Source organism: Streptomyces sp. NPDC026417 (assembly GCF_055567695.1).
Window position 1 is genome coordinate 1 of the sequence record NZ_JBVHPY010000028.1, and the last position, 25,945, is coordinate 25,945.

Annotated in this window: 20 protein-coding genes; 8 read left to right on the forward strand and 12 right to left on the reverse strand. The window is 73.0% G+C overall.

What is annotated here, in order from left to right:
• Positions 1-146: 146 nt before the first annotated feature.
• From ACZ4NT_RS32845 to ACZ4NT_RS32875, 7 genes are all read right to left on the reverse strand, one after another.
• The gene (locus ACZ4NT_RS32845) at positions 147-644 is read right to left on the reverse strand and encodes a hypothetical protein (protein WP_121408240.1); all 498 of its coding nucleotides are present in this window, start codon (positions 642-644) and stop codon (positions 147-149) included.
• 139 nt (positions 645-783) lie between these two features.
• Positions 784-1,407, reverse strand: a complete 624-nt coding sequence (locus tag ACZ4NT_RS32850) for a CGNR zinc finger domain-containing protein (RefSeq protein ID WP_467728683.1) — start codon at positions 1,405-1,407, stop codon at positions 784-786.
• A 150-nt stretch (positions 1,408-1,557) separates the two neighbouring features.
• Entirely contained in the window at positions 1,558-1,800 is a 243-nt protein-coding gene (locus ACZ4NT_RS32855; RefSeq protein ID WP_081222806.1) for a DUF397 domain-containing protein, read from the reverse strand.
• Positions 1,801-1,883: 83 nt separating this feature from the next.
• Positions 1,884-3,050 (reverse strand): thiolase domain-containing protein, encoded by a 1,167-nt coding sequence (locus ACZ4NT_RS32860; RefSeq protein ID WP_467728685.1) that lies wholly within the window; start codon positions 3,048-3,050, stop codon positions 1,884-1,886.
• The gene (locus ACZ4NT_RS32865) at positions 3,047-4,093 is read right to left on the reverse strand and encodes a thiolase domain-containing protein (RefSeq protein ID WP_467728687.1); all 1,047 of its coding nucleotides are present in this window, start codon (positions 4,091-4,093) and stop codon (positions 3,047-3,049) included. The genes ACZ4NT_RS32860 and ACZ4NT_RS32865 overlap by 4 nt, the downstream gene beginning before the upstream one ends.
• On the reverse strand, positions 4,093-5,049 hold the full coding sequence (locus ACZ4NT_RS32870) for a Zn-ribbon domain-containing OB-fold protein (RefSeq protein ID WP_467728689.1): 957 nt from the start codon (positions 5,047-5,049) through the stop codon (positions 4,093-4,095). Before ACZ4NT_RS32870 ends, ACZ4NT_RS32865 begins: the two co-directional genes overlap by 1 nt.
• A gap of 49 nt (positions 5,050-5,098) precedes the next feature.
• Positions 5,099-5,899: a crotonase/enoyl-CoA hydratase family protein gene (locus ACZ4NT_RS32875; RefSeq protein ID WP_121408245.1), complete on the reverse strand. Its 801-nt coding sequence runs from the start codon at positions 5,897-5,899 to the stop codon at positions 5,099-5,101.
• Positions 5,900-6,075: 176 nt separating this feature from the next.
• On the opposite strand from ACZ4NT_RS32875, the gene ACZ4NT_RS32880 reads away from it, so the two are divergent.
• The 4 genes from ACZ4NT_RS32880 to ACZ4NT_RS32895 all read left to right on the forward strand — a co-directional run bounded on the left by ACZ4NT_RS32880 (position 6,076) and on the right by ACZ4NT_RS32895 (position 12,715).
• Positions 6,076-7,695, forward strand: coding sequence for an acyl-CoA synthetase (locus ACZ4NT_RS32880; protein ID WP_121408246.1), 1,620 nt, complete (start codon positions 6,076-6,078; stop codon positions 7,693-7,695).
• A gap of 749 nt (positions 7,696-8,444) precedes the next feature.
• The gene (locus ACZ4NT_RS32885) at positions 8,445-10,199 is read left to right on the forward strand and encodes an alkaline phosphatase family protein (protein ID WP_467728778.1); all 1,755 of its coding nucleotides are present in this window, start codon (positions 8,445-8,447) and stop codon (positions 10,197-10,199) included.
• Positions 10,200-10,345: 146 nt separating this feature from the next.
• Positions 10,346-11,668 carry a phenylacetate--CoA ligase PaaK gene (gene paaK, locus ACZ4NT_RS32890; protein WP_467728692.1) on the forward strand — a complete coding sequence of 441 codons (1,323 nt, stop codon included), beginning with the start codon at positions 10,346-10,348 and terminating at the stop codon, positions 11,666-11,668.
• Positions 11,669-11,809: 141 nt separating this feature from the next.
• Positions 11,810-12,715: a hypothetical protein gene (locus ACZ4NT_RS32895; RefSeq protein ID WP_467728694.1), complete on the forward strand. Its 906-nt coding sequence runs from the start codon at positions 11,810-11,812 to the stop codon at positions 12,713-12,715.
• 3 nt (positions 12,716-12,718) lie between these two features.
• Here the strand turns inward: ACZ4NT_RS32895 and ACZ4NT_RS32900 are convergent, their stop codons facing one another.
• Complete coding sequence (locus tag ACZ4NT_RS32900; RefSeq protein WP_467728696.1) at positions 12,719-14,218, reverse strand: acyl-CoA synthetase; 1,500 nt, start codon at positions 14,216-14,218, stop codon at positions 12,719-12,721.
• Positions 14,219-14,401: 183 nt separating this feature from the next.
• Between ACZ4NT_RS32900 and ACZ4NT_RS32905 the strand changes: the two genes are divergently transcribed.
• Entirely contained in the window at positions 14,402-16,807 is a 2,406-nt protein-coding gene (locus ACZ4NT_RS32905) for a penicillin acylase family protein (protein ID WP_467728780.1), read from the forward strand.
• Positions 16,808-16,921: 114 nt separating this feature from the next.
• Here ACZ4NT_RS32905 and ACZ4NT_RS32910 read toward each other — a convergent pair whose 3' ends face one another.
• A complete protein-coding gene (locus ACZ4NT_RS32910) occupies positions 16,922-18,472 on the reverse strand; it encodes an acyl-CoA synthetase (RefSeq protein WP_467728782.1) in 1,551 nt (516 codons plus the stop codon).
• Positions 18,473-18,480: 8 nt separating this feature from the next.
• Positions 18,481-19,590, reverse strand: coding sequence for a nitronate monooxygenase (locus ACZ4NT_RS32915; protein WP_467728698.1), 1,110 nt, complete (start codon positions 19,588-19,590; stop codon positions 18,481-18,483).
• A gap of 182 nt (positions 19,591-19,772) precedes the next feature.
• Here ACZ4NT_RS32915 and ACZ4NT_RS32920 point away from each other — a divergent pair, with 182 nt between their 5' ends.
• Positions 19,773-21,563: a serine hydrolase domain-containing protein gene (locus ACZ4NT_RS32920; protein WP_467728700.1), complete on the forward strand. Its 1,791-nt coding sequence runs from the start codon at positions 19,773-19,775 to the stop codon at positions 21,561-21,563.
• A 202-nt stretch (positions 21,564-21,765) separates the two neighbouring features.
• On the opposite strand, the gene ACZ4NT_RS32925 is transcribed toward ACZ4NT_RS32920, so the two are convergent.
• Together ACZ4NT_RS32925 and ACZ4NT_RS32930 are read right to left on the reverse strand one after the other, a co-directional pair.
• Positions 21,766-23,343: a phytoene desaturase family protein gene (locus ACZ4NT_RS32925; protein ID WP_467728702.1), complete on the reverse strand. Its 1,578-nt coding sequence runs from the start codon at positions 23,341-23,343 to the stop codon at positions 21,766-21,768.
• A gap of 217 nt (positions 23,344-23,560) precedes the next feature.
• Positions 23,561-24,472 (reverse strand): oxygenase MpaB family protein, encoded by a 912-nt coding sequence (locus ACZ4NT_RS32930; RefSeq protein ID WP_467728704.1) that lies wholly within the window; start codon positions 24,470-24,472, stop codon positions 23,561-23,563.
• 140 nt (positions 24,473-24,612) lie between these two features.
• Between ACZ4NT_RS32930 and ACZ4NT_RS32935 the strand changes: the two genes are divergently transcribed.
• The gene (locus ACZ4NT_RS32935; RefSeq protein WP_467728706.1) at positions 24,613-25,119 is read left to right on the forward strand and encodes a DUF6153 family protein; all 507 of its coding nucleotides are present in this window, start codon (positions 24,613-24,615) and stop codon (positions 25,117-25,119) included.
• A gap of 95 nt (positions 25,120-25,214) precedes the next feature.
• Entirely contained in the window at positions 25,215-25,850 is a 636-nt protein-coding gene (locus ACZ4NT_RS32940) for a DUF305 domain-containing protein (protein ID WP_467728708.1), read from the forward strand.
• The last annotated feature ends 95 nt before the right edge of the window (positions 25,851-25,945 follow it).

The window sequence follows — 25,945 nt, forward strand, 5'->3', positions numbered from 1 at the left end:
CTCCCCCCCCCTCCCCCCCCCCCACCCTCCCCCCCCCCCCCCCTCCCCTCCCCCCCCCCACCCCCCCCCCCCCCCCCCCCCCCCCCCCCCCCCCCCCCCCGACGTGCACGCCGCCGGCGCTGCGGCGGGGCAGGCCCGCGCGGGGCTCAGCCCTGCTGGAAGAGCTCCGCGGGCAGCGGCTTCAACAACGCGTAGAGGTCGTCGGTGATGGGCCGGTCCCAGGCGGCGATGGTCACCAGGACATGGTCGCTGCGGTCGAACTGGACGCACGAGATGCGGCTCTCGGAGAGCTTGAGGCGGCGCACGATCAGCAGGTTGTCCCCCTGCATCACCGGCATGTCCTCGGTCCCGACGACCGTGACCTCCTCCTCGTTCTCCAGCGCCAGAAGCAGCTGGCCGACCTCGAACGGGACCTCGTCCTCGCCGATGTCGCGGGCCGGGGAGCCCTCCGGCAGATTGCCGATGATCATCGCGGGGCCGCGGCCGCCGAACAGGTCGTAGCGCAGGAAGACGCCCTGGCAGCTGCCGTCGGGGGCGGGAAGCAGGCCCGCGCCGAGATTGCCCGGCCAGTCGCCCGGGTCCATGGCCAGAACATCGAAGTCGGGCCCGGCGGGTGTGGCGCTGCGGCGGCGGAGGAAGGACATGCCGCAATGGTACGTGCACGGGCGGGCGCCGGTACCGGTCGGCCGTCGACGCGGCCTCCCCGCCCGGTCCGGACCGGAGTGCGTCCCCGGCCCCGGCCGGGGGGCCGAGCGCCACGGGCGCCCGAGTGTACGCGTCGGATCACTCCGGGGAGCCGGGCTGCCGGTGGCGCTCGTGGTGGCGGGCGACGCGGGCCCGGTTCCCGCAGGAGGGCTTGCACCACTCCTGCCGCGGGTGCTCCTTCAGGAAGTAGCGGACGCAGCGCGGTGCGTGGCAGGCGCGCAGCCGCTGCCGGTCGGGGCCGGCGAGGAAGGCGACGGCGGCGCGGGCGAGGGCGGCCGTGAGGTCGTCCGCTCCGCACGCCGGTTCCCGGAGCACCACGGGGTCACGGCCCTCCTCCCAGTGGAGCACGGGCACGGTCGGGGTACGGGCGGCCGCGGCGTTGAGGCGGGCCAGGGCCTTCGGCAGGGGCAGCAGCCGGGCGGCGTCGGCGGGACTCGGAGCGCCGGGCCGTACGGCGTGGGCGAACAGGGCGCGCACGGCGGCACGCAGTTCGCGGACGTCGGCGAGTGCCGCGTCGTCGGCGCTGAAGGCGTCGGGCACCGGAAGCATCCCGGAGCGGGCGCGCACCCAGGCCGTGAGTCCCGCGGGCTCGGCGAGGTCGTCGGCGACCCCGCCGTTGCCGTCGTGCCGGACGGTCAGGGCGAGGTCGAGGGCGAGGCCGGCGTCCCCGCCGGACACGGGGGTGCTGCTCCGGTCCACCATGACGCTAATGATAGGCCCGGCCGAAACCGTTAACCCGGCGGCGGAGGCCGGGCGGCTCGGGCCCCTCCCGATGCGTCCGGCGGGGGCGGCGCGCGAGCCCCCGCCCGGCCGCGGGCGGGGGCCGCTCGTCGGCGGCGCGGACGCCGGGCGTCAGGTGAGGTCGAACTCCCCTTCGCGGGCTCCCGAGACGAAGGCGCCCCACTCCGCGGGCGTGAAGATCAGTGAAGGGCTCTGCGGGCGACCGCTGTTGCGCATCGCGATGAAGCCCTCGACAAAGGCGATCTGGACGTCTCCCCGTCCTCGGCTGCTGGACTGCCACTCGGCCTTGCTGAGATCCAGCTCCGGCTTGTCCCAGCCCGCGAGCGGGTGCTGCTCGATGGTGCTTTCGGCCACGTCCGTGCTCCTCCCGGTTCGTCGTCCGCCGCCAGCCTAGCGACCGGTACCGGCGGCGGACAGGCCACGTGAGGGGGACGGCTTCAGGAGGGGGGCGGCGCCGCGCCGACGAGCCACATCGAGAAGAACTGGGATCCGCCTCCGTAGGCGTGTCCCAGCACCCGGCGGGCCCCGTCCACCTGGTGCTCTCCGGCCTGCCCGCGCACCTGAAGTGCCGCTTCCGCGAAGCGGATCATGCCCGACGCGCCGATCGGATTGGTGGAGAGCACGCCGCCCGACATGTTGACGGGCAGGTCGCCGTCCAGTTCCGTCACCCCCGACTCGGTGAGCTTCCAGCCCTCCCCCTCGGCGGCGAAGCCCAGGTTCTCCAGCCACATCGGTTCGTACCAGGAGAACGGCACGTACATCTCGACGGCGTCGATCTCCCGGCGCGGGTCCGCGATCCCGGCCTGGCGGTAGACGTCGGCGGCGCAGTCCTTGCCCGCCTGCGGCGACACGAAGTCCTTTCCGGCGAACAGGGTCGGTTCGCTGCGCATCGCGCCGCCGTGCACCCAGGCGGGCGGCCGGGGCGAACGGGCGGCGCCCGCGCGGTCGGTGAGGACCATCGCGCACGCCCCGTCGGAGGAGGGGCAGGTCTCGGAGTAGCGGACCGGATCCCACAGCATCGGCGAGGCCTGGACCTTCTCCAGGGTGATGTCGTGCTCGTGGAGGTGCGCGTACGGGTTCTTCAGCGCGTTGCGGCGGTCCTTGTACGCGACCAGCGAGCCGACGGTGTCGGGCGCACCCGTCCGCCGCATGTACGCACGTATGTGCGGAGCGAAGAAGCCGCCCGCCCCGGCCAGGAGAGGCTGCTGGAAGGGGACCGGCAGGGACAGGCCCCACATCGCGTTCGACTCGGACTGCTTCTCGTAGGCCAGGGTCAGGACGGTGCCGTGGACGCGGGCGGCGACGAGGTTGGCGGCGACGAGTGCCGTCGATCCGCCCACCGAGCCGGCCGTGTGCACCCGGAGCATCGGCTTGCCGACGGCACCCAGCGCGTCGGCGAGGTACAGCTCGGGCATCATGACGCCCTCGAAGAAGTCGGGCGCCTTGCCGATGACGACGGCGTCGACGTCGGCCCAGCTCAGCCCGGCGTCGTCGAGCGCACGTCGGGCGGCCTCGCGGACCAGACCGGCCATGGACACGTCCCGCCGGGCGGCCACGTGCTTGGTCTGACCGATGCCCACGACGGCCACGGGCTCCTTGCTCATCGCGCCTCCCCCTCGAGTACGGCGACCAGGTTCTGCTGGAGGCACGGCCCGGACGTGGCGTGGGCCAGCGCCCGGTCGGACTCCCCGCGGTGGATGCGTGCGGCGGCCTCGCCGATGCGGACGAGTCCGGCGGCCATGACCGGATGGGCGGCGAGCGCACCCCCGGAGGGGTTCACCCGGACGCTGTCGTCGAGTCGCAGTGCCTTGCGCAGAACCACTTCCTGGGAGGTGAACGGCGCGTGCAACTCCGCCGTGTCGACGGGGCGTTCGAAAGCGCCGGCTCGTTCGGCGGCGAGCCGCGTCGACGGCGAGTCGGTCAGGTCGCGCACCCCGAGGCCGTGCGCCTCGATGCGGTGGTCGATGCCGCGGATCCAGGCGGGGCGCTCGCACAGCTCGCGGGCCCGCTCTCCGGCGGCGAGGATCACGGCCGCGGCCCCGTCGCCGACGGGTGGGCAGTCGCCGGTCCGCAGCGGGCGCACGAGGTAGTGGCCCTGGGGCACCGCACCCTTCAGCTGCGCATGGGGGTTGCCGGCCGCGGACACCCGGCTGCGGGCCGCCACACCGGCGAGCGCGGGCTCGTCGGTCTCACCGGCGTCGATGAGCGCCTGCGCCTGCAGCGCGGCGAGGGCGACCGCGTCCGGCCACAGCGGCGCCACGTAGTAGGGGTCCAACTGCCGGGTCAGCACGTCCCGTACGGAGCCGGGGGACGACTTCCCGTACCCGTACACCAGCGCGGTGTCGGCGTCCCCGGTGAGCAGCTTCGTCCACGCCTCGTACAGCGCCCACGCCCCGTCCATCTCCACGTGGGACTCGGAGATCGGCGGCCAGGCGCCGACCCCGTCCAGCGCCATGGTGAAGGAGAAGGCGCGGCCCGCCAGGTAGTCGGAGGAACCGGAGCAGGTGAAGTCGATGTCGCTGGTCCGCAGGCCGGTCCGGTCGAGGACCTCGTGCAGGACCGGGATGAGCATCTCCACCTCGGAGAGCTCGTCGGTGGTGCGCCGGTGGCCGGTCTGCCCGAAGGCGACCACGGCGATCTCACGCATCACAGCAGCTCCTTGTACGCCTCGTAGTCCGCGTCGGGTTCTCCGGTGGGCCGGTAGTGGTCGGGGTAGCGGCCGCCCTCCGTCCACACCGGTTCGACCCGCAGCCCCATGCGGACCTGGTCGTAGGGGATGCCTCCGATCCGTCCGTGCAGGGCGAGGTCGGCGCCGTCGAGCGCGATGTGCCCGTAGACGTAGGGGACTTCGATGTCGAGGTTCTTCGCCTTGATGTTGACGATGCAGTACGTGGTGAGCGTGCCGCGGGGGCCCACCTCGACCTGCTCCGACGTCGCGACCCCGCAGGTGGGGCAGGCCCCCCGGGGCGGGACGTAGACCTTCCGGCAGGACGGGCACCGCTCGCCCACGGTCCGCTGCCCGGAGAGGGCGTGGATGTAGGCGGACTGGGCGCGGCCCGGCGAGTACACGTAGTCCAGCCGGGCGTGGGCGACGATGCCCGTCACCATGTCCTCGAACCGCCCGTCGTGGGCGCCGGGTCCGGCCGTGCCCTCGGCGGTCTCCGGCCCGTCGCAGGGTTCGAAGCAGGCGATGTCCGTGATGGCGCCGGTGCGTTCCTCGGCCCAGCGCACACGGACGCGCATGCCGGTGTGCACGGCGTCGGGGCCGGGAGCGTCGAGCGCGTGCAGCAGGGAGGTGTCGGCGCCGTCGAGCCGGACCAGCACCCAGGCGAAGGGGGTGCCGAGGGGCTGGCCGCGGCGGGGCGCGTGGTTCCAGGCCCAGGTGGTGACGGTTCCGGTGGGGGCGACCTCCACCAGGTCGCGTATCTCCTCGGCCGTCACGGGGTCGTACTCGACGGGCGGGACGAGGGTTCTGCCGTCCACGGTCCGCACACCGAGGACGACGCGCTCGCGCAGCCCGGTGAGGAAGGCGCTCTGGACGGGACCCAGCGAGCGGGTGAAGGGGAATTCGACGACCAGGGGGGCTTTGAGGACTTCGGGCATCCCGGTGGCTCCTTCGGAGTGTCGAGCGTGCCGTGCCTCCCGCGGGAGGTCAGGCGCGCCGGTAGACGGGTGGGCGCTTCTCGGCGAAGGCGCGGGAGCCCTCCTTGGCGTCGGCGGTGTCGAAGACCGGCCAGCCGCGCCGGAGTTCGGCAGCGAGGCCGTCCGTCTCGCTCAGGTCGGCGGCCTCGTACACGGACGCCTTCACCGCCTCGACGGCCAGCGGGCCGCAGGCGTTGATCCGCTCGGCGATCTCCAGGGCTCCGGCGAGGGCGGTCCCGTCGGGGACGACGTGCCCGATCAGGCCGATGGCCGCGGCCTCCCGGGCGGTGTACGGGCGTCCGGTGAGCAGCATCTCCAGGGCGTGGGTGCGCGGGATCTGTCGCGGCAGCCGGACGGTGGAGCCGCCGATCGGGAAGAGGCCGCGCCGGACCTCGAAGAGTCCGAACGTCGCCGATTCCCCGGCCACGCGGATGTCGGTGCCCTGGAGGATCTCGGTGCCGCCCGCGACGCAGTGGCCCTCGACGGCGGCGATGACCGGCTTGCGGGGGCGGTGGTGGCGCAGCATCGCCTTCCAGTGCAGGTCGGGGTCCTCCTTGAGCCGGTCCCGGTACTGGGGGCCTTCCATCCCCTTGCCCGCCAGCGCCTTGAGGTCCATTCCGGCGCAGAACGCACCGCCCGCCCCGGTGAGGACGATCGAGCGGACCGCGTCGTCCGCGTCGGCCTCCAGCCAGCCGTCGTACAGGCCGACCAGCATCGGCAGCGAGAGCGCGTTCTTGGCCTCGGGCCTGTTGAGCGTGAGCACCAGTGTGGCGCCTTCGCGCTGCACGGTGAGGTGTTCCGTCCCACCCATTGCCGTCCTCCCGTCTCAGGAACGAGAACAGGTTGCAGGAGGCGGCGGGCCAGTACAAGGGTTTTCTGACAGACAGTCAGATTACTTCCGCCCGGGCCCTTCCCAGTTGGGTCGCGCTTTGCTCTGATGACCGTCGAGCCGAGGGATACCGGGCGCGTCCGGGGTCAGGAGGAGCGGTGGAGTACAACCTTGCCGACCTGTTCGAGTCGGTGGTCGACGTGGTCCCCGACCGCGAGGCGCTCGTGTACATCGACCACCCCGGCACGGGCGCGGAGCGCCGCCTCACCTACGCCGAGCTGGACGCCGCCGCGAACCGCATCGCCCACCACCTGATCGACAGCGGCGTCCGCCCCGGCGAGCACCTCGGACTCCACCTCTACAACGGGGTCGAGTACCTGCAGACCGTGCTCGCCTGCCTGAAGGCGCGGATCGTGCCGGTCAACGTCAACTACCGCTATGTGGAGGAGGAGCTGGTCTATCTCTACCGGGACGCGGACCTGGTCGCACTGGTCCACGACGCGGAGTTCACCGACCTGGTCGCGGCCGCACTGCCCCGCGTCCCCGCCCTGCGGCATCTGCTGCGGGTCGGCGGCCCGGTGCCGGGTGACGCCGCGGCGCCGGGCATCGCCTTCACGGACGCGGAGGCCGCCGGTTCCCCCGAGCGGGGGTTCCCGCCACGGTCGGCGGACGACCAGTTCATCATCTACACCGGCGGCACGACCGGCATGCCCAAGGGCGTGATGTGGCGTCAGGAGGACCTGTTCTTCTCCGGCCTCGGCGGGGGCGCCCCGACCGGGGAGCCCGTCAAGGCACCGGAGGAACTCGCCGAGCGCGTCGCGGCCGGCGGCGAGGGCATCACCTTCTTCCCCACTCCCCCGCTGATGCACGGCACCTCCACGCTCACCGCGTTCATCGCCTTCAACTTCGGCCAACGCATCGTGATCCACCGCAAGTTCGTGCCCGAAGAGGTGCTGCGCACCATCGAGAAGGAGCGGGTCACCAGCGTCTCCCTGGTCGGCGACGCGATGCTGCGCCCGCTGATCGACGCGCTCGGCGGACCCCTGAAGGGGATCGACTGCTCCTCCCTGTTCAGCGTGTCCTCGTCCGGGGCGATCATGTCGGAGACGGTCCGGGAACAGTTCCAGGCTCTCGTCCCGAACGTGATGCTGCTGAACAACTTCGGTTCGTCGGAGTCCGGGTTCAACGGCACGGCGACACCCGACTCGGGTCCGGAGCGGGGCTTCCGGGTGCGCGTCAACTCCCGTACGCAGGTGGTGGATCCGGCCACGCACGAACCGGTCGCCGTCGGCGAGCCCGGACGCCTCGCGCAGCGCGGCCACGTGCCGCTCGGCTACTACAACGACGCGAAGAAGACCGCCGAGACCTTCTTCCGGAGGGACGGCGAACGGTGGGTGCTCCTCGGCGACATGGCCACCGTCGACGAGGAGGGCGTCGTCACCGTCCTCGGCCGCGGCTCCCAGTGCATCAACACCGGCGGCGAGAAGGTCTATCCGGAGGAGGTCGAGCAGGCCCTCAAGGCCCACCCCGACGTCTACGACGCGTTGGTCGCCGGCGTGCCCGACGCCACGTGGGGAAACCACGTGGCGGCCGTGGTCCAGGTGCGCCGGGGCGCGCGCGAGCCCTCCCTGGAGGACATCCAGACCCACTGCCGGTCCCGGCTCGCGGGGTACAAGGTGCCCCGGCAGCTGGTCATCACGGAGACCATCCAGCGGTCCCCGAGCGGGAAGGCCGACTACCGCTGGGCGCGGGGTGTCGCGGTGCGCGCGGACATCTGAGCGGACCGTGCCTGCGCGTGACGGCAGGAGCCTGCGTAGTCTTTGCGCGCGGTTGACCGTGCGCATTGAACTGCGGATGAAGGACGACCGTACGGATGGTGGCGGCTCCGCCTCAGGGGCGGTACCGCCGCGTCATCACGCACTTCGTACGGAAGGACCTTCGCGTGTCGCACATCACGCGCTCGCCGCGACAGCCGGACAGCGAGACGGATGCCACCGCCACCGGCACGGAAGCGGCGGCCGGCACCGCCGGGGCGGATGCTCCGGAGGCCGCCGGCACGCCGGTCCCCCAGCAGGGGGCTGCGGGTGACGACACGCTGGGCACGGCAGGGCCCGCCGGCACCGCCGAGACCCCCGGGGAGGGGGAACCGGCCGCGGAGCCGGACGCGTTCACCGGGAAAACGGCCGACGGGCCCGCCGCCGCCCCGGCCACGGCGGATCCCGCGGGCGCGGCGCCGGGTGGGAAGTCGGCGGCGCCCGCCGCCGGCCGCACGGACACCGGCCCGGACCCGGAGGACCGTGCGCACGCATCCGCGGATGCCGGTGCCACGGGCACCGAGGACCGCAGCGCTGCGCGTCGCGACGACACCGCGCCCGCGGCCGGTCCCACACCCTCCGCCCCGGGCGACGGAACCGCACGGCGGGAGAACGCCGCCGACGGCGACGCGGACGGCACGGACACGTCGGCTTCCGACGACGAGAAGGTCCGCACCGGAACTCCGGACGCGGGCGAAGCCGGCGCCGCCGCCGTGAAATCCCCCGCGGACGAGGCATCGGCCGAGGACGGCGACGGCGACGGCCCCGAACCGCCCGCCCCGGGAACCCGTCCCGGCCTGCGGGGCTGGCGCCTCACGTACCCGCGGGCGGCCCGCGCCGTGACGGTGGCCACCACGGTCCTGGCCGCCGCCCTCGTGCTCTTCGCCCTCCTCGTGCCGAACCATCTCGACCGCCTCACGTTCGGCGCCTTCCTCCGCATTCCGGCCGAGGGGGTCCTCCTCGCCGGGCTGCTGCTCGTACTCCCGCCGCGCGCGCGGCGGATCGTCGCGGTCTGCGCGGGTGCGGGCCTCGGCCTGCTGACGATTCTGAAGTTCATCGACATGGGCTTCTACTCGGTGCTGGACCGGCCCTTCGACCTGATCCTCGACTGGATCCTGTTCGACGACGCCACCGATTTCCTCAAGGAGTCGGTCGGGCCGACCGGCACCACGCTCGCCGTCATCGCGGTCCTCGTACTGGTCGCGGCCCTGCTCGTCCTGGTGACCCTCGCGGTCGTCCGGCTGAGCAATCTCATGGTCAGGCACCGGACCGTCGCCGCCCGGACCACCCTGGTCCTCGGCACCGCCTGGATCACCTGCGTGACGCTCGGCGTGCAGTTCACCGACGTGCCGGTGGCCGCCAAGCTCAACGCCAACCTGCTGGAGAACCGGGCGCACCAGGTACGGGCCGGCCTCAGGGACGGGCGGGTGTTCGCCGAGCAGGCCCGTGTCGACGCCTTCGCCGACACCCCGCCCGACCAGTTGCTGACCGGGCTGCGCGGCAAGGACGTCCTGTTCACGTTCATCGAGAGCTACGGCCGCTCGGCGATCGAGGACCCGGCGATGGCCGAGCAGGTCGACGCCGTACTGGACGACGGAACCGCCTCGCTGAAGGCGGCGGGGTTCTCCTCGCGCAGCGGCTGGCTGAAGTCGCCCATCGCCGGCGCGGGCAGCTGGCTGGCCCACTCGACCTTCCTGTCCGGCCTGTGGATCAAGAACCAGCAGCGCTACCGCAATCTCACCTCCAGCGACCGCGCGACCCTGACCAGCTACTTCGGGAAGACCGGTGCCTGGCGCACGGTCGGCATCGTGCCGGGGGTCCGCCGGGCCTGGCCTGAGGGCAAGTTCTTCGGCCTCGACCACATCTACGACTCGGAGCACCTCGGCTACAAGGGCCCGTACTTCAGCTGGACGCCCGTGCCGGACCAGTTCAGCCTGGAGGCCTTCGAGCGTCTGGAGCACGGCAAGAAGGACCGCAAGCCGATGATGGCGGAGATCATCCTGGCCTCCAGCCACAACCCGTGGGCGCCCATCGCCCGCATGGTCGACTGGGACGACCTCGGCGACGGTTCGCTCTTCGAGCAGATCAAGAAGGAGGGCAAGGACCCCAAGCAGGTCTGGAAGAACCCGGACGACGTGCGCACCGAGTACCGCCGGGCGATCGAGTACTCGCTGCACAGCCTCATCGAGTACGTCGAGCGCTACGGGGACAAGGACACCGTGCTCGTCTTCCTCGGTGACCACCAGCCCAACCCGACGGTCACCGGCAGCAACGCGGGCAAGGACGTGCCGGTCACGGTGGTCGCCCACGATCCCAAGGTGATGGAGCGGATCTCGGGCTGGAACTGGACGGAGGGGCTGAAGCCCGCGAAGGACGCGCCGCGGTGGGGCATGGACAAGTTCCGGGACCGGTTCATGACGGCGTACGGCCCGCATCCCGACGCCGTCGCCCCGTCCTCGGCGCCCTGACCCGGCCGCTCACCCGCGTCCGCCTGTCCCGACAGGCTCCGCAGACACCTTGACGATCCGGCCGGGCCCCTGAATTACTGATCCCGGACAGCACGACCGAATGATCGGTCGCCCGGAATGATGCGGTTGTCGAGGGAGAAGTCCCCATGACGGATTCCACGGACCCCAGGGTCCCCACGGACCCGGCGGACCTGCTGGACGCGGGTGAGCGCCTCGGCGCGGAAGCGCTGCGCACCCTGCAGACGGAGCGGCTGCGGGCCACTCTGCGGCACGCGTACGAGAACGTCCCCTTCTACCGGGAGTCCTTCGACAAGGCCGGCCTGCGTCCCGACGACCTCCGCTCGCTCGCCGACCTGGCCCGCTTCCCCTTCACCACGAAGGCGGACCTGCGCGAGAACTACCCGTACGGCATGTTCGCCGTGCCGCAGGACCGCATCCGGCGCATCCACGCGTCGAGCGGCACCACCGGACGCCCCACGGTCGTCGGCTACACGGAGAACGACCTGTCCATGTGGGCCGACACGGTGGCGCGTTCCCTGCGGGCCGCGGGCGCCCGCCCGGGCGACATCGTGCATGTGGCGTACGGCTACGGGCTGTTCACCGGCGGGCTCGGCGCCCACTACGGGGCCGAGCGCCTCGGCTGCACGGTGATCCCCGCGTCCGGCGGCATGACGGCACGTCAGGTCCAGCTGATCCAGGACCTGAAGCCGCGGATCATCATGGTCACCCCCTCGTACATGCTCACGCTCCTGGACGAGTTCGAGCGGCAGGGCGTGGACCCGCGCGGCACCTCGCTCCGGGTGGGCGTCTTCGGCGCCGAGCCGTGGACCGAGGAGATGCGGCGCGAGATCGAGGAGCGGTTCGCCATCGACGCGGTCGACATATACGGCCTGTCGGAGGTGATCGGCCCGGGGGTCGCCCAGGAGTGCGTGGAGACCAAGGACGGTCTGCACATCTGGGAGGACCACTTCTATCCCGAGGTCGTCGATCCGGTCACGGGCGAGGTGCTGCCGGACGGCGCCGAGGGCGAGCTGGTGTTCACCTCGCTCACCAAGGAGGCCATGCCGGTGATCCGTTACCGGACGCGGGACCTCACCCGCCTGCTGCCCGGCACGGCCCGGGTGTTCCGCCGCATGGAGAAGATCACCGGCCGCAGCGACGACATGGTGATCCTGCGAGGCGTCAACCTCTTCCCCACCCAGATCGAGGAGATCGTCCTGCGTACGCCGGGCGTCGCACCGCACTTCCAGCTGCGCCTGACCCGCGAGGGGCGCCTCGACGCGCTCACGGTGCGGGCCGAGGCCCGGTCCGGCGCCTCCCCCGAGGCCCGCGAGGCGGCGGCACGGGCGATCACGGCGGCCGTGAAGGACGGCATCGGCGTGTCGGTGGCCGTCGAGATCGTCGAACCCGAGTCGCTGGAGCGGTCGGTGGGGAAGATCAAGCGGATCGTCGACCTGCGTCCCCGCTGAGCCGGTCGCGAAGGGGCGACGAACACCCTCCGCGGACCCGGCATCCGAACGTTGTCCGGGCCCGGTGCGTCACAGTGCCGGGTCCCGGCCGCGACCGGGACCCGACGGCCTCCGTTCGCCACGTCGCCCTCTGGGGGAATCATGCGGTACAGCGCCCGGCGCATCGTCGACCTGCTCGTCGTGCTCGCCCTGTGCACCGGCACGGCCGGCGCCGTCACGGGCTGCGGCAACGATCGGGCGGGGGACGCCGGACGGACGAAGGCGGTACGGGACCGCGCCCGGAAGGTGGCCGAGGCCTGGGACGGTTCGGAGGCGGCGCGGGTGTGGAACACCGGCTACCACCCGGTCGGAGACCTCGTCCAGCTGCCGGACGGCGCCTTCCGCAGCGACGCCGACAAGCGGGCGTACACCGCGCGGAACTTCGTCCTGACGGGGAAACTGCCCGCCTCCGGTCAGGGGGACGGGCGGGTGCGCTGGGAGAGCGGGGAGGACCTCACGCTGCCGCTGCTGGGCGCGCGGAAGGCGTACGAGGAGCTGGCCCGCGGACGGAACGACGGACCGCATCTGACCGTGACCGGGGCGGAGCTGGGCGAGATGAGGCTGGCCACCAGCCGCGGCCGGGCCACCGTCCCGGCCTGGCTGTTCACGGTGAGGGGTTACGACACCCCGCTCCGGCGGGTGGCCCTCGGTTCGTCGAAGGTGCCCGAGCCCCCGGTCCGCCCGGCCGGAGACGTGCCCACCGATGATCTGACGCCCCTCGAAGGGCTGGTCGAGACGGCCGGGGACGGGCGGTCGGTCACCGTGGCCGCCACGCACGGATCCTGCGACGACGGGCCCGCCGTCGACATCCTGGAGACGAAGGGCACCGTGGTGCTGTCCGCGTACGTCGTGGGGACGAAGGACGGGCCCTGCACCTCCGATCTGCGCGTCGAGGAGATGACGGTGCGCCTCGACCGCCCCCTGGGCCGGCGGATCCTGCTGGACGCCTTCACCGGCCGTCCGGTGACCCCTGTCGAGCGGAAAACACCCTCGCACGCGGGCAGTTGAGACTCAGGCGTCGGTGAAACGGTCGCGCAGTTCCCGCTTGAGGATCTTGCCGCTGGCGTTGCGCGGCAGCTCGTCCACGAACAGGATCCGCTTCGGCGCCTTGAAATGGGCCAGCTTCTCCCGTGCGTGGGCGAGGAGTTCGCCCTCGCCGACCGTTCCGCGCGGGACGACGACCGCGGTGACGGCCTCGATCCAGTGATCGTCCGGCAGGCCGATCACCGCCACCTCCGCGACACCCTCATGGGTGTAGAGGGCGTCCTCCACCTGGCGTGAGGCGACCAGCACTCCACCGGAGTTGATGACGTCCTTCACCCGGTCCACGACGGTGAAGTACCCGTCGGCGTCCCGCACGGCGAGGTCCCCGGAGTGGAACCAGCCGTCGCGGAAGGCGTCCGCCGTCTCCTCGGGCTTGTCCCAGTAGCCCTCGCACAACTGCGGGGACCGGTAGACGACTTCGCCCTGTTCGCCGTCGGGGGTGTCCTTGCCGGTCTCGTCGACGACCCGGGCCTCGACGAAGAGCACGGGCCGACCGCAGGAGTCCATCCGTCCCTTGTGCTCGTCGGGCGCCAGGACCATGGCGAGCGGCCCGATCTCGCTCTGCCCGAAGCAGTTGTAGAAGGCCAGTTTCGGCAGCCGTTCACGCAGGCGCTCCAGCACGGGCACCGGCATGATCGACGCCCCGTAGTACGCCTTGCGCAGTCCGCCGAGGTCGCGGGTGGCGAAGTCGGGGCGGTTCGACAGGCCGATCCACACCGTGGGCGGCGCGAACAGACTGTCCGCGCGGCCCGCCTCGACGAGATCCAGGATCTGCCCGGCGTCGGCCCCGTCGAGGATCACGTTCACGGCGCCGATGGCGAGGTACGGCAGCAGGAACACGTGCATCTGCGCCGAGTGGTACAGCGGCAGCGAGTGCACGGGCCGGTCCCCCGCCTGCAGGTCCAGGGCGGTGATCGCGCTGAGGTACTCGTGCACCAGGGCGCGGTGGGTCATCATCGCGCCCTTGGGCAGAGCGGTGGTGCCCGAGGTGTACAGCAGCTGGGCCAGGTCCTCGCCCCGCGGCTCGGGGCCGTCGTAGGGGGTGGCCGCGGCGAGCCGGGCGAGCAGGGAGTCCTCCGTGTCGCGCAGCGGCAGGGTCCGCGTGCCGCCGGGCAGGTTCGCGGCCAGGTCCCGGTCGGCGAGCACCAGCCCGCAGCCGGACTGGCCGACGATGTAGGCGAGGTCGTCGCCCGTCAGGTTCTGGTTGACCGGCACGTGCACGAGGCCGGAGCGCGCGCAGGCCAGAAAGCCGATCAGATAGGCGTCGGAGTTGTGGCCGTAGGCGCCGACCCGGTCGCCGGGCCGCAGACCGGTGTCGAGCAGCACGCTCGCGGCGCGGGACACCGCCGCGTCGAGTTCCGCGTAGGTCCAGGACCGGTCGCGGTAGTGGACCGCGACGCGCTCGGGGGTCCGCCGGGCGCTGCGTCGCAGCACTCCGTCGACCGTGACGCTTCGTCCCGCCGTCATGACCCGCTCCTTTGTCCGCCGTTCCCTGCCGCGATCCTCTCCGCGCCGCGCGACCGGGGTCAAGCATCCGGCGGGGTCGGCGGGCCGGGGTTCCGCACGGCGGGTCCGGCCGACACGTGCCGTCACGGGTGTGACGGTTGTTACGCTCAACCGCTCCTTCCCTCAACGACGTTGGGAGGCATGATGCGCATCCGCCTCAGACGGTTCGTCGTCACGGCCGTCGCCCTGCTCACCGCCACGACCGTCCTTCCGGCGGCCGCCGCCGACGGCCGGGACCGCGAGGACCGTCCGTCCCGGGGCGGCCTGTCCGCCGTCATCCGCTACACCGAGTACGGCATTCCGCACATCGTCGCGAAGGACTACGCGGACCTCGGCTTCGGCACGGGCTGGGCGCAGGCGGCCGACCAGGTGTGCACGCTCGCCGACGGCTTCGTCACCACCCGCGGCGAGCGCTCCCGCTGGTTCGGGCCGGACGCGGCACCCGACGGCTCCCTGTCGTCCGCCGCCAAGAACCTCTCCAGCGACCTGTACTTCCGCGGAGTGCGGGAGGCGGGCACGGTGGAACAGCTGTTCGCCGAGCCGGCGCCGGCCGGACCGGGCCGCCGGGTCAAGGACCTGATGCGCGGCTGGGCGGCCGGCTACAACGCCTGGCTGCGGCAGAACCGGATCACGGATCCGGCGTGCCGGGGCGCCGACTGGGTGCGGCCCGTGACGACGCTGGACGTCGCCGCCCACGGCTTCGCCCTCGCGGTACTCGGCGGCCAGGGGCGCGGGGTCGAGGGCATCGCGGCGGCACGACCGCCCGCGGGTCCCGGCTCCGCCGCCGCTCCGGACGCGGGGCGCACGGCGGCGGCCGCCCGTGAGCTGTTCGACACCGCCGACATGGGTTCCAACGCGGTGGCCTTCCGCGGTGACACGACGGCGAACGGCCGGGGGCTGCTGCTCGGCAATCCGCACTACCCCTGGCAGGGCGGCCGCCGGTTCTGGCAGTCGCAGCAGACCATTCCCGGCGAGCTGAACGTGGCGGGCGGTTCGCTGCTCGGCTCGGCGACGATCTCCATCGGGCACAACGACCGGGTCGCCTGGAGCCACACCGTCGCGACGGGCGTCACGCTCAACCTCCACCAGCTGACGCTGGATCCGGCGGACCCGACGGCCTACCTGGTGGACGGCAGGGCCGAACGGATGACCCGGCGGACCGTCACCGTCGAGGTGAAGGACGGCGCCCCGGTGACGCGCAGTCAGTGGTGGACCCGGTACGGGCCGGTGGTGACCTCGCTCGGCGCGCAGCTCCCGCTCCCGTGGACGACGACGACGGCGTACGCGCTGAACGACCCGAACGCGCGGAACCTGCGCGCCTCCGACACCGCGCTGGGCTTCAGCAGGGCCCGCAGCACCGCCGACGTCCTGGCCTCCGTGCGGCGCACCCAGGGGCTGCCGTGGGTGAACACGATCGCCGCGGACTCGGGCGGACACTCGCTGTTCACCCAGTCCCAGGTGCTGCCGCGCATCACCGACGAGCTGGCGCAACGCTGCACGACGGCGCTCGGGAAGGTCACCTACCCGTCCTCGGGGGTGGCCGTCCTCGACGGTTCGCGCGGCGACTGCGCGCTCGGCAGCGACCCCGACGCGGTGCAGCCCGGGATCTTCGGCCCTGCGCGGATGCCCCTCCTGAAGGACGCGCCGTACGCGGAGAACTCCAACGACAGCGCCTGGCTGGCCAACGCGGACCGGCCGCTGACCGGGTACGAGCGGGTGTTCGGCACGGTCGGCACCCAGCGGTCGATGCGGACCCGGGGAGCGCTCGCGGACGTGGCGGGCATGGCCGCGCGGGGCGGCCTGACCGTACGGGACCTCCAGCGGCAGCAGTTCGCCTCCCGGGCGCCCGCAGGGGACCTGGCGGCCGACGATGCGGCCACTGCCTGTGCCGCCCTGCCGGGCGGTACGGCGACGGGCAGTGACGGGAAGGCCGTCGACGTGAGCGCGGCCTGCGGCGTGCTGAAGTCGTGGGACCACTCGCTGCGGACCGGAAGCCGGGGAGCGCTGCTCTTCGACCGGTTCTGGCGGAAGTTGACGGCCGCGGTGCCGGGCGCGCAGCTGTGGAAGGTGCCGTTCTCGGCGGCCGACCCGGTCGGCACACCGCGCTCGCTGGACACGACGGCGCCCGGCTTCGCCACCGCTCTGGCCGACGCGGTCGCGGAACTGCGGGCGGCCGGCATCGCCCTGGACTCCCGGCTCGGCGACCACCAGTTCGTCGTCCGCCGCGGTCTGCGTATCCCGGTGCCCGGCGGCACGGAGTCACTCGGCGTGTGGAACAAGGTCGAGGGCCTGTGGAACCCGGCGGGCGGCGGTTACACCGAGGTCGGCACGGGGTCGAGCTACCTCCAGGCGGTGGGCTGGGACGGCAGCCGCTGCCCCGTCGCCCGCACGCTGCTGACGTACGCGCAGTCCTCGAACCCGTCCTCGCCGCACTACAGCGACCAGACACGGCTGTTCTCGGCGGGCCGGTGGGTGACGTCCCGCTTCTGCGAGAAGGACGTCCTGTCCTCGCCCGGCCTGCGGGTGGTCCGCGTCGGCGAGCACCGCTAGGCGACACCTCCTCGCAGGCCGTGCGCGGCCCCGCCCGTCGGGGCGGGGCCGCGTGCGGCCGGATCGTGGGCCGCGACCCCGCGACGGGGAACGCGGGTCCCGAGGGCGCGCCCGTCACACCGCCCGGGTGCGCCCCTCCCAGTAGGGATCGCGCAGCCGCCGCTTGTACAGCTTCCCGTTGGGGTCGCGCGGCAGCGCCTCGACGAAGTCGACGCTCTTCGGGCGCTTGTAGCGGGCGAGTTGCCGCGCGCAGTGGCCGAGGATGTCGGCGGCGAGGGCCTCGGTCGGCTCGTGCCCCGGTGCGGGCTCGACCACCGCCTTGACCTCCTCGCCCCAGTCGTCGTGCGGGATCCCGAAGGCGGCGGCGTCCGCGACCGCGGGATGGGCGAGGAGCGCGGACTCGATCTCGGCGGGATAGATGTTGACCCCGCCGGAGATGATCATGTCGATCTTGCGGTCCCGCAGGAAGAGGTAGCCGTCCTCGTCGAGGCATCCCAGGTCGCCGACGGTGAAGAAGTCGCCGATGCGGTTCTTCCGCGTCTTCGTCTCGTCCTTGTGGTAGGCGAACCCACCGGTGCTCATCTTCATGTAGACGGTGCCGAGTTCACCGGGGGGCAGCCGGTTGCCGTCGTCGTCGAAGACCGCCAGTTCGCTGATGGGCCAGGCCTTGCCGACGGTGCCGGGCTTCTTCAGCCAGTCCTCGGCGGTGGCGAAGGCGCCGCCGCCCTCGCTCGCCGCGTAGTACTCCTCGACGCTGTCGCCCCACCACTCGATCATGGCCCGTTTCACATGGTCGGGGCACGGGGCCGCACCGTGGATGGCGTGCCGCATCGAGGAGACGTCGTAGCGGGCCCGCACGTCGTCGGGCAGCGCCAGCAGCCGGTGGAACTGGGTCGGGACCATGTGGGTGTGCGTGCACCGGTGGGTGTCGATCAGACGCAGCATCTCCTCGGGGGTCCACTTCTCCATCAGCACCAGACGGTGGCCGATGTGCAGGGAGGCGCCCGCGAACTGGAGCACCGCCGTGTGGTAGAGCGGCGAGCAGACCAGGTGCACGTTGCCGTCGAACGGCTTGATGCCGAAGATGCCGAGGAAGCCACCGAGGTAGGTCTCCTCGGGCAGCTTTCCGGGCAGCGGGCGGCGTATGCCGCGGGGCCGGCCGGTGGTGCCCGAGGTGTAGTTCATGACCCAGCCGAGGGTGCGGTCCTCGGGGGCCGATTCGGGTTGTCCGTCGAGGAGTTGGGCGTACGGCCGGAAGCCGCCGATGTCACCGACGGCGTACCGGTGGGTGGCCGGCAGTGCGGCCTCGTCGGCGGCATGGCGCGCGGCGTCGGCGAAGCGCTCGTGGGCGACGAGCACCTTGGCGCCGGAGTCGGAGACGATCCAGGCGATCTCGGGTCCCACGAGGTGGTGGTTGACGGGGACGAGGTAGAAGCCCGCCTGGGAGGCGGCCAGATAGGCGGTGAGGAACTCGACGCCGTTGGGCAGGACGACGGCGAAGGCGTCACCCCGCCGCAGTCCGGCGGCGCGCAGCCCGTGGACGAGCCGGTTGGCGCAGGCGTGCAGGCGTCCGGCGGTCCATTCCGTACCGTCGGGGGCGACGAGGACCGTGCGCTGGGGATCCGCGGCCGCCTGGGCCCAGAAGCCGTTGGGGGGAGGATTCACGGCCGTACTCACTCGGCACTCCTTCCTGCGATGCGGTTGATGCGGTCGACGGCCCGCTCGAAGCCGCGGGTGAGGTCGTCGAAGACGGCCTGGACGGCGCGTTCGCTGTTCATCCGTCCGACGATCTGTCCGACGGGAGTGCCGAGGAGCGGCGCGACCTCGTACTTCTGGATGCGGGAGAGGGCGTCGGCGACCAGCAGTCCCTGCAGGGGCATCGGAAGCGTGCCGGGCCCGTCCGGGTCGTCCCAGGCGTCGGTCCACTCGGTGCGCAGCTGCCGGGCGGGCTTGCCGGTCAGGGCACGGGAGCGGACGGTGTCACCGGAACCGGCGGCGAGCAGCTTCTCCGTCACCGCGCGGGAGTGCATGTCCGCCTCCGTGGTGGTCAGCCAGAGGGAGCCGAGCCATACGCCCTGGGCGCCGAGGGCGAGGGCCGCCGCGACCTGCTCTCCGCTGCCGATACCGCCCGCCGCGAGCACGGGCAACGGGTCGACGGCCTGGACGACTTCGGGGGTGAGCACCATCGAGGCGATCTCCCCGGTATGGCCGCCCGCCTCGTACCCCTGCGCGACGACGATGTCGATGCCGGCCTCGGCGTGCTTGCGCGCGTGCCGCGCGCTGCCGGCGAGCGCGGCCACCGGCACGCCTCGGTCGTGGGCCCGCCCGACGACATCGGCGGGCGGTGAGCCGAGGGCGTTGGCGAGGAGGGAGATCGGGTAGTCGAAGGCCACGTCGAGCTGGTTGCGGGCCACCTGTTCCATCCATCCGGTGATCCGCCAGCCGGACGCCTCGCCCTCGGCGAGCTCCGGCACGCCGTACTTGGCGAGGGTGTCCCTGACGTACTGCCGGTGGCCCTCCGGGATCATCGCCTCGACATCGGCTTCGGTGACGCCCTCGACCTTCCGCGCGGGCATGACGACGTCCAGGCCGTAGGGCTTCCCGTCGACGTGGGCGTCCAGCCAGTCCAGGTCGCGCTTGAGTTCGTCGGGGGCCGTGTAGCGGACCGCGCCGAGCACACCGAGTCCGCCCGCCCTGCTGATGGCGGCGGCGACGGCGGGGAACGGCGTGAAGCCGAAGATGGCGTGCTCGACTCCCAGTGTGGTGCTCAACTCCGTCTGCATGGGCGCAGGATGCCGCAGTCGCGTGACCGAGGGAAGGCCTTTTCTGATGCTCCGTCAGTTTTCTGCGGAGGCCCGCGACACCCTTCGGCAGGGTTGACACACCCGACCGCTGACAGGAAAGTTTCACCGCGCAGGGCGAAACCGGAAAGATACTTTCAGGCGGCGCGGCAGGAGGCTCCTCGATGACCGGAGACGCAGCGGACGGAGCGGCCGCCGGGCCGACCCGTCGTCAACTCGGCAGACGGGCCCTTGCCCTGGGCGGTGCGCTGGCCATCGCCCCCTTCCCCGCCGGTCCGGCGGCGGCCGGTGGCGGGGCGAGCGGACGGCACCCGACCCTGCGCCACGGCAGCGCCGAACGGGCCGGCCTGCTGGCGGGGCATCTGCGCCGACTCGTGACCGATGCCGAGGCGTTCCTCGGTCCGTCTCCCAAGCATCCCTGGTACGCGGGCGCCGTGCTCCTCGCCGGTCGCGGCGGCACCGTGGCCCTGCACCGGCCGATCGGCAATGCGGTGCGCTACTCCGCGTACGACGAGAAGACGGACACCGGAGTCGAGTTCCCCGCCGACCAGCGGATCCCGATGGCCGAGGACACCGTCTTCGACCTCGCCTCGGTCTCGAAGCTGTTCACCTCGATCCTCGCCGTGCAGCAGATCGAACGCGGCACGCTGGAGCTGGAGGCGGAAGTCGCCTCCTACCTGCCGGAGTTCGCCGGAGCGGGCAAGCAGGACATCACGATCCGCCAGCTGCTCACCCACACCTCGGGCTTCCGCTCCTGGCTCCCTCTCTACAACGCGCCCACCCGGGAGGGAAAGCTCCAGCTCATCTGGAACGAGGCGCCCCTGAACACGCCGGGCACCGCATACCTGTACTCCGACCTCAACCTGATCTCGCTCCAGCTCGTCCTGGAGAGGGTCACCGGCCGCCCGCTCGACTCACTGCTGCACGACGAGATCACCGCTCCGCTCGGCATGCACCGCACCCGTTACAACCCGCCCGCCGACTGGAAACCCCGCATCGCCGCCACCGAGGACGCCCGCCCGCCCTGGTCGGGGCTCGACCGCGGGCTGGTCTGGGGCGAGGTGCACGACGAGAACGCGTACTCCCTCGGCGGTGTCGCCGGGCACGCCGGGGTCTTCTCCTGCGCCTGGGACCTCGCGGTACTCGGACGCACCCTGCTCAACGGCGGCTCCTACGGCACGGCCCGCATCCTGCGACCGGAGACGGTGGAGCTGATGTTCACCGACTTCAACACCGCTTTCCCCGGCGACGAGCACGGCCTCGGGTTCGAGCTCCACCAGCACTGGTACATGGGCGCGATGGCCACCCCGCGTACCGCGGGACACACCGGTTTCACCGGCACCTCGCTCGTCCTCGACCCGACGACCGACTCCTTCCTCGTCCTGCTCGGCAACTCCGTCCACCCCGTGCGCACTTGGCGCTCCGGGTCCGCTCCGCGGGTGGCCGCGGCGGATCGTCTGGCGCGCGCGGTGCCGGTCCGTCCGGCGCGTGGCCGCACGTCCTGGTTCGCCGGCATGGCGAACGCGACGGCGGCGACGCTGGCGCTGCCCCCGCTCGACACCACGGCCCGGCGCCCGCGGCTGCGCTGCTCGCTGTGGTGGGACACCGAACCCGGGTCGGACGCCCTCTTCCTGGAGGCCTCCTCGGACGGCGGCACGACCTGGGTGCCGGTCCCCTTCACGACGGTGCGACGGGGCGGAGACCCCGAGGAGCACCCGGCCGGCTCGGTCACCGGCTGGTCGGGCCGCGTGTGGCACCGGGTCGCCGCCGACCTGCCCGCGGACCGCCGGCTGACCCTCCGCTGGCGCTACGCCACCGACCGCCTCTACGTCGGCCGCGGCGTGTACGTCGACGCGCTGCGGGTCGAGACCGGCGCCCGGATCGTCTTCGACGAGACCCGCCCCTCGGACGCCGCACGGATCGCGGCGGAGGGCTGGTCACCGTCCGCGGACTGACCGCCGCGCAGCGGCCGCCCTGCACGGACTGACCGGCGCCCACCGGCCGCCGTGCACGGACGCGCGGTGGGGCCAGTCGCCGTGCACGGACGCGCGGTAGGGCCAGTCGCCGTGCACAGCCGGGCGGTGGGGCCAATCGCCGTGAACGGTCCGGGCGGTAGGCCGGGGCCCGGTGGCCTCGCCGTGGCGTGGGGCATCGGCGTCAGCCGGTGGGCCGTTCCGTCGCCGCCGCCTCCAGTACGGCCATCGCCGCGTTGTGCCCGGGCACGCCGCTCACCCCTCCCCCGCGGACCGCGCCGGCCCCGCACAGCAGGACATTGGCATGCCGGGTCTCCACGCCCCAGCGGCCGGTGCCCTCCTGGGTGTGGGGGAAGGCGAGGTCGCGGTGGAAGATGTTGCCGCCGGGCAGCCGCAGATCACGCTCCAGGTCGAGCGGCGTCTTGGCCTCGATGCACGGACGTCCCTGGGCGTCGGTCGCCAGGCACTCCGCCAGCGGCTCGGCGAGGTGCGCGTCCAGCTCGGCGAGCGTGGACTTCAGCAGCTCGGCGCGGACACCGTCGTTGTCCCGGGCGAAGAGACGGGCGGGCGTGTGGAGGCCGAACAGCGTCAGCGTCTGGTACCCCTCGTCGGCCAGCTCGGGGCCGAGGATCGTCGGGTCGGTCAGCGAGTGGCAGTAGATCTCGGAGGGCGGCGACGCCGGCAGCGAGCCGGACGCGGCCTGGGCGTGCGCGGTCGCCAACTGCTCGTACCCCTCGGCGATGTGGAAGGTTCCGGCGAACGCCTCGCGCGGGTCCACCGACGTGTCGCGCAGCCGGGGCAGCCGCTTGAGCAGCATGTTCACCTTGAGCTGGGCGCCCTCGGCGGGGGCCGGCGGTTCGTCGCCGATCAGCGCGGCGAGTTCCTGCGGCGACGCGTTGACGAGGACGTGCCGGGCCGCGACCGTACCTTCCCGGCCGTCCGCCCTGCGGTACGTGACCTCGGCGGCCCGTCCGTCCGTCTCGATCCGCAGCACCTCACGCCCGGTGGCGAGGACGGCCCCCGCGGCACGCGCCGAGGCGGCGATCGCGTCCGTGAGCGCGCCCATGCCGCCGACGGGGACGTCCCAGGCGCCGGTGCCGCCGCCGATCACGTGGTAGAGGAAGCAGCGGTTCTGCCGCAGCGAGGGGTCGTGGGCGTCCGCGAAGGTGCCGATGAGGCCGTCGGTCAGGACGACACCGCGCACCAGGTCGTCGGCGAAGCAGTCCTCGATGGCCACGCCGACGGGTTCCTCGAAGAGCATCCGCCAGGCGTCCTCGTCGTCGACGCGGCGGCGCAGTTCCTCGCGCGTGGGCAGCGGTTCGGTGAGGGTCGGGAAGACCCGCTGGGCGACGCGGCCCGTCATGCCGTAGAAGCGCTGCCAGGCCTCGTACTCGCGGTCGGTGCCGGTCAGCCGGGCGAAGGCCTCGCGGGTACGGCGCTCACCGCCGCCGACGAGGAGCCCGGTGGCCCGCCCGTCCCGCTCCACGGGGGTGTACGAGGAGACGGTGCGCCCACGGACCCGGAAGTCGAGGCCGAGGTCCCGCACGATCTTCCGGGGCAGCAGACTGACCAGGTACGAGTAACGGGACAGCCGCGCGTCGACTCCGTCGAACGGCCGGGTGGACACGGCGGCACCGCCGGTGTTCCCCAGGCGCTCCAGGACCAGCACGGACTGTCCGGCGCGGGCCAGGTAGGCGGCGGCGACCAGACCGTTGTGACCGCCGCCGACGATCACGGCGTCATATCCCTCGAGTGCAGGCATGGTTCTTGGTAGCACGCGATGATCGGGGCGGGCCAGAGGCGTGCGGACGAGCCGCCGTACGGCGGACTGCCGCCGTACGGGGCCGTGATCAGGGGCGGGCCCGCCGCACCGGGAGGGGGACGGCTGCGCCGGTGCGGGTGAGGCCGGCCCGCGGCTGCCGAGGTGCCGGGCGGCGGACAGCCGTCACCGGCCCGGTCCCCACGCTCGCGCCCGGGCGTCACCGCCCGGCCGCTCGCCCCTCCCCCGGCCCGTCCGGCCGGGCGGGCCGGCGGGACGCCTTGCGGGCCGCGGGGCGGGAGTCGGGGCCGAGCCGCGCCACGGCGCGGAGGATGTGTCCGGGCGGCAGTTGCCAGCGCAGACCCGCGGGAACGGCGCGCAGCAGGGTGCCCGTCCCGCGCAGCCGCCGGGTCACCACGGCGGGCGGCGGGGCCGGTCTGCCGTACAGGGCGTGGGCGTAGGACGGCAGCGAGGCGTACGCCAGTCGCGCCACACGCCGCCACAGCAGTGCGCGCGCCGGGACGAGCAACGGATGCGTGGGCGGGCGGAGCAGGAAGTCGTCCACCTCGCGCGCCTCCGTCCCCGCGGCCAGCTCGGGCCGCACCTGTTCGAAATACGCGGCCAGTCGAACCCGGTCGCCGGGCACGGCGGCGGGGTCGAGGCCCACCAGGCGGGCGGCGGCGCGGTGTTCGCCGATGTAACGGTCGGCCTGCTCGTCCGTGAGCCGGAAGCCCGAGCGGCGCAGGACGTGCAGATACGAGTCGATCTCGGCGCAGTGGACCCACAGCAGCAGTCCCGGCTCGTCCACGCCGTAGCTCTCCCCGGTCTCCGGGTCGGTCGCGCGGAGCTTGGAGTGGATCTTCCGGACCCGGGCGCCCGCGCGCTCGGCGGCGTCCGTGGTGCCGTAGGTCGTCGTGCCGACGAAGTCCGCCGTACGCATCAGCCTGCCCCAGGCGTCACGCCGGAAGTCGGAGTTCTGCATCACGCCGCGCACGGCGCGTGGATGGAGCGCCTGCAAGTACAGGGCGCGGATCCCGGCCACCCACATCATGGGGTCCGCGTGCATCTGCCAGGTCACCGACGCGGGGGTGAAGAGGCCCGGGTCCGCGGTCCTGCTGCGCTCGCCGTCCATGCCGCCAGTGTGGCCACGCCGGCGCGGGCCATCAAGGCGTGCGGGGAAGCCGACGTCCCGACGCGGGCCGGGCGGCGTGGGGGATGCACCTTGGGTACTGTCGGTCCGGTGGATCCGGGCCGGCCAGTGACGGAGTCAGCGTGAAGACCAGGCGGTACGTGCGGACAGGAGGCGCCCTCGGGCACCTGCTGCTCGTCGTCGTCCTCGCCCTGGGCGTCTTCCTGATGCACGGTCTGGGGCATCCCGGCGAGCCGTCCGGCCACGCCGCCACGAGCGCCGCGGCCCCGCCGGCCGCGATGGACGCCGCCGCTCCCGGGCACCACATGACGTCCGCCTCCGGCCCCGGGACGACCTCCGCCTCCGGACACCACGCGACCTCCGCCTCCGGGGGCGGTGCCGCGGGCGACGACGCCTCCCGTCCGGCGCGCCCGTCGTCCTCGCACGAACCCGGCATGGCCATGGACATGATGTCGCTCTGCGTGGCGGTGGTGTTCGCCGCGTGGGTGCTCGGCTCGCTGCCGAGGTCGGCCCTCGACCACGACCGGGAGTGGCGGGCGAGTCTCCTCGCCCGGCTCGCCGCCTCGCTGCGGCCGGGCCCTGCGCACCGCGCACCCGATCTCACCCGTCTGTCGGTTCTGCGGCTGTAGGCCGGGCACCTCCGCGGGCGCGCCCCTGGGCGCGGCCCGCGCTACCGCCTGCGCCCGAACAGCTCGAACAACCCAGCACACGAGGTGAATTCACCATGACCTCCTTCACCCACGCCCAGCGCCGCGCGCCCGCACGCCGAGCCGCCGCCACGGGCGTCGCCGCCGCCGTCCTGCTCCTCTCCGCCTGCGGTGGCCCGGACCACGACCGGAGCGAACCGGGCCACGACGGCCAGGGGAGCTCCGCGCCGGCGACCGGGGGAACCGGCTCCTTCAACGACGCGGACGTCAGCTTCGCGCAGATGATGATTCCGCACCACGAGCAGGCCCTGCGGATGGCCCGCCTCGCCGACGGCCGTGCCGCCGGCACGGAGATCAAGAGCATCGCAGCGAAGATCGAGAAGGCCCAGGACCCGGAGATCAGGACGCTGCGGAAGTGGCTGGAGTCCTGGCACGCGCCGGACGCCGTGGAGTCCATGCCCGGCATGCACCACGGCAGCGGCGACGGCATGATGTCCGACGCCGACCTGGCTCACCTGAAGGACGCGAAGGGCCCCGCGTTCGACCAGATGTTCGCCGAGATGATGATCGACCACCACAACGGCGCGATCGCCATGGCCCGGGAGGAGCGGCGGAACGGCAGGCACGCCGGCGCCGTGAAACTGGCGGGCACGGTCGTCGAGGACCAGTCCACCGAGGTCGAGCAGCTGGAGCGCGTCCTCGACCGCCCTTGACCACCGCCCGCTCGTGACGACGGTTCGGGCCGTTGGGGCCGCTCACGCAGCTCGGACGGCCCGGACGGAGCCCGGCGGGACCGGCGTCCCGCTCG

What these genes read in the sequence shown, in the direction of transcription:
- ACZ4NT_RS32845 (WP_121408240.1), bottom strand. Translation starts at nt 644, where the DNA reads ATGTCCTTCCTCCGCCGCCGCAGCGCCACACCCGCCGGGCCCGACTTC.
- ACZ4NT_RS32850 (WP_467728683.1), bottom strand. Translation starts at nt 1,407, where the DNA reads ATGGTGGACCGGAGCAGCACCCCCGTGTCCGGCGGGGACGCCGGCCTC.
- ACZ4NT_RS32860 (WP_467728685.1), bottom strand. Translation starts at nt 3,050, where the DNA reads ATGAGCAAGGAGCCCGTGGCCGTCGTGGGCATCGGTCAGACCAAGCAC.
- ACZ4NT_RS32865 (WP_467728687.1), bottom strand. Translation starts at nt 4,093, where the DNA reads ATGCGTGAGATCGCCGTGGTCGCCTTCGGGCAGACCGGCCACCGGCGC.
- ACZ4NT_RS32870 (WP_467728689.1), bottom strand. Translation starts at nt 5,049, where the DNA reads ATGCCCGAAGTCCTCAAAGCCCCCCTGGTCGTCGAATTCCCCTTCACC.
- ACZ4NT_RS32875 (WP_121408245.1), bottom strand. Translation starts at nt 5,899, where the DNA reads ATGGGTGGGACGGAACACCTCACCGTGCAGCGCGAAGGCGCCACACTG.
- paaK (WP_467728692.1), top strand. Translation starts at nt 10,346, where the DNA reads ATGACGGATTCCACGGACCCCAGGGTCCCCACGGACCCGGCGGACCTG.
- ACZ4NT_RS32895 (WP_467728694.1), top strand. Translation starts at nt 11,810, where the DNA reads ATGCGGTACAGCGCCCGGCGCATCGTCGACCTGCTCGTCGTGCTCGCC.
- ACZ4NT_RS32900 (WP_467728696.1), bottom strand. Translation starts at nt 14,218, where the DNA reads ATGACGGCGGGACGAAGCGTCACGGTCGACGGAGTGCTGCGACGCAGC.
- ACZ4NT_RS32905 (WP_467728780.1), top strand. Translation starts at nt 14,402, where the DNA reads ATGCGCATCCGCCTCAGACGGTTCGTCGTCACGGCCGTCGCCCTGCTC.
- ACZ4NT_RS32915 (WP_467728698.1), bottom strand. Translation starts at nt 19,590, where the DNA reads ATGCAGACGGAGTTGAGCACCACACTGGGAGTCGAGCACGCCATCTTC.
- ACZ4NT_RS32920 (WP_467728700.1), top strand. Translation starts at nt 19,773, where the DNA reads ATGACCGGAGACGCAGCGGACGGAGCGGCCGCCGGGCCGACCCGTCGT.
- ACZ4NT_RS32925 (WP_467728702.1), bottom strand. Translation starts at nt 23,343, where the DNA reads ATGCCTGCACTCGAGGGATATGACGCCGTGATCGTCGGCGGCGGTCAC.
- ACZ4NT_RS32930 (WP_467728704.1), bottom strand. Translation starts at nt 24,472, where the DNA reads ATGGACGGCGAGCGCAGCAGGACCGCGGACCCGGGCCTCTTCACCCCC.
- ACZ4NT_RS32940 (WP_467728708.1), top strand. Translation starts at nt 25,215, where the DNA reads ATGACCTCCTTCACCCACGCCCAGCGCCGCGCGCCCGCACGCCGAGCC.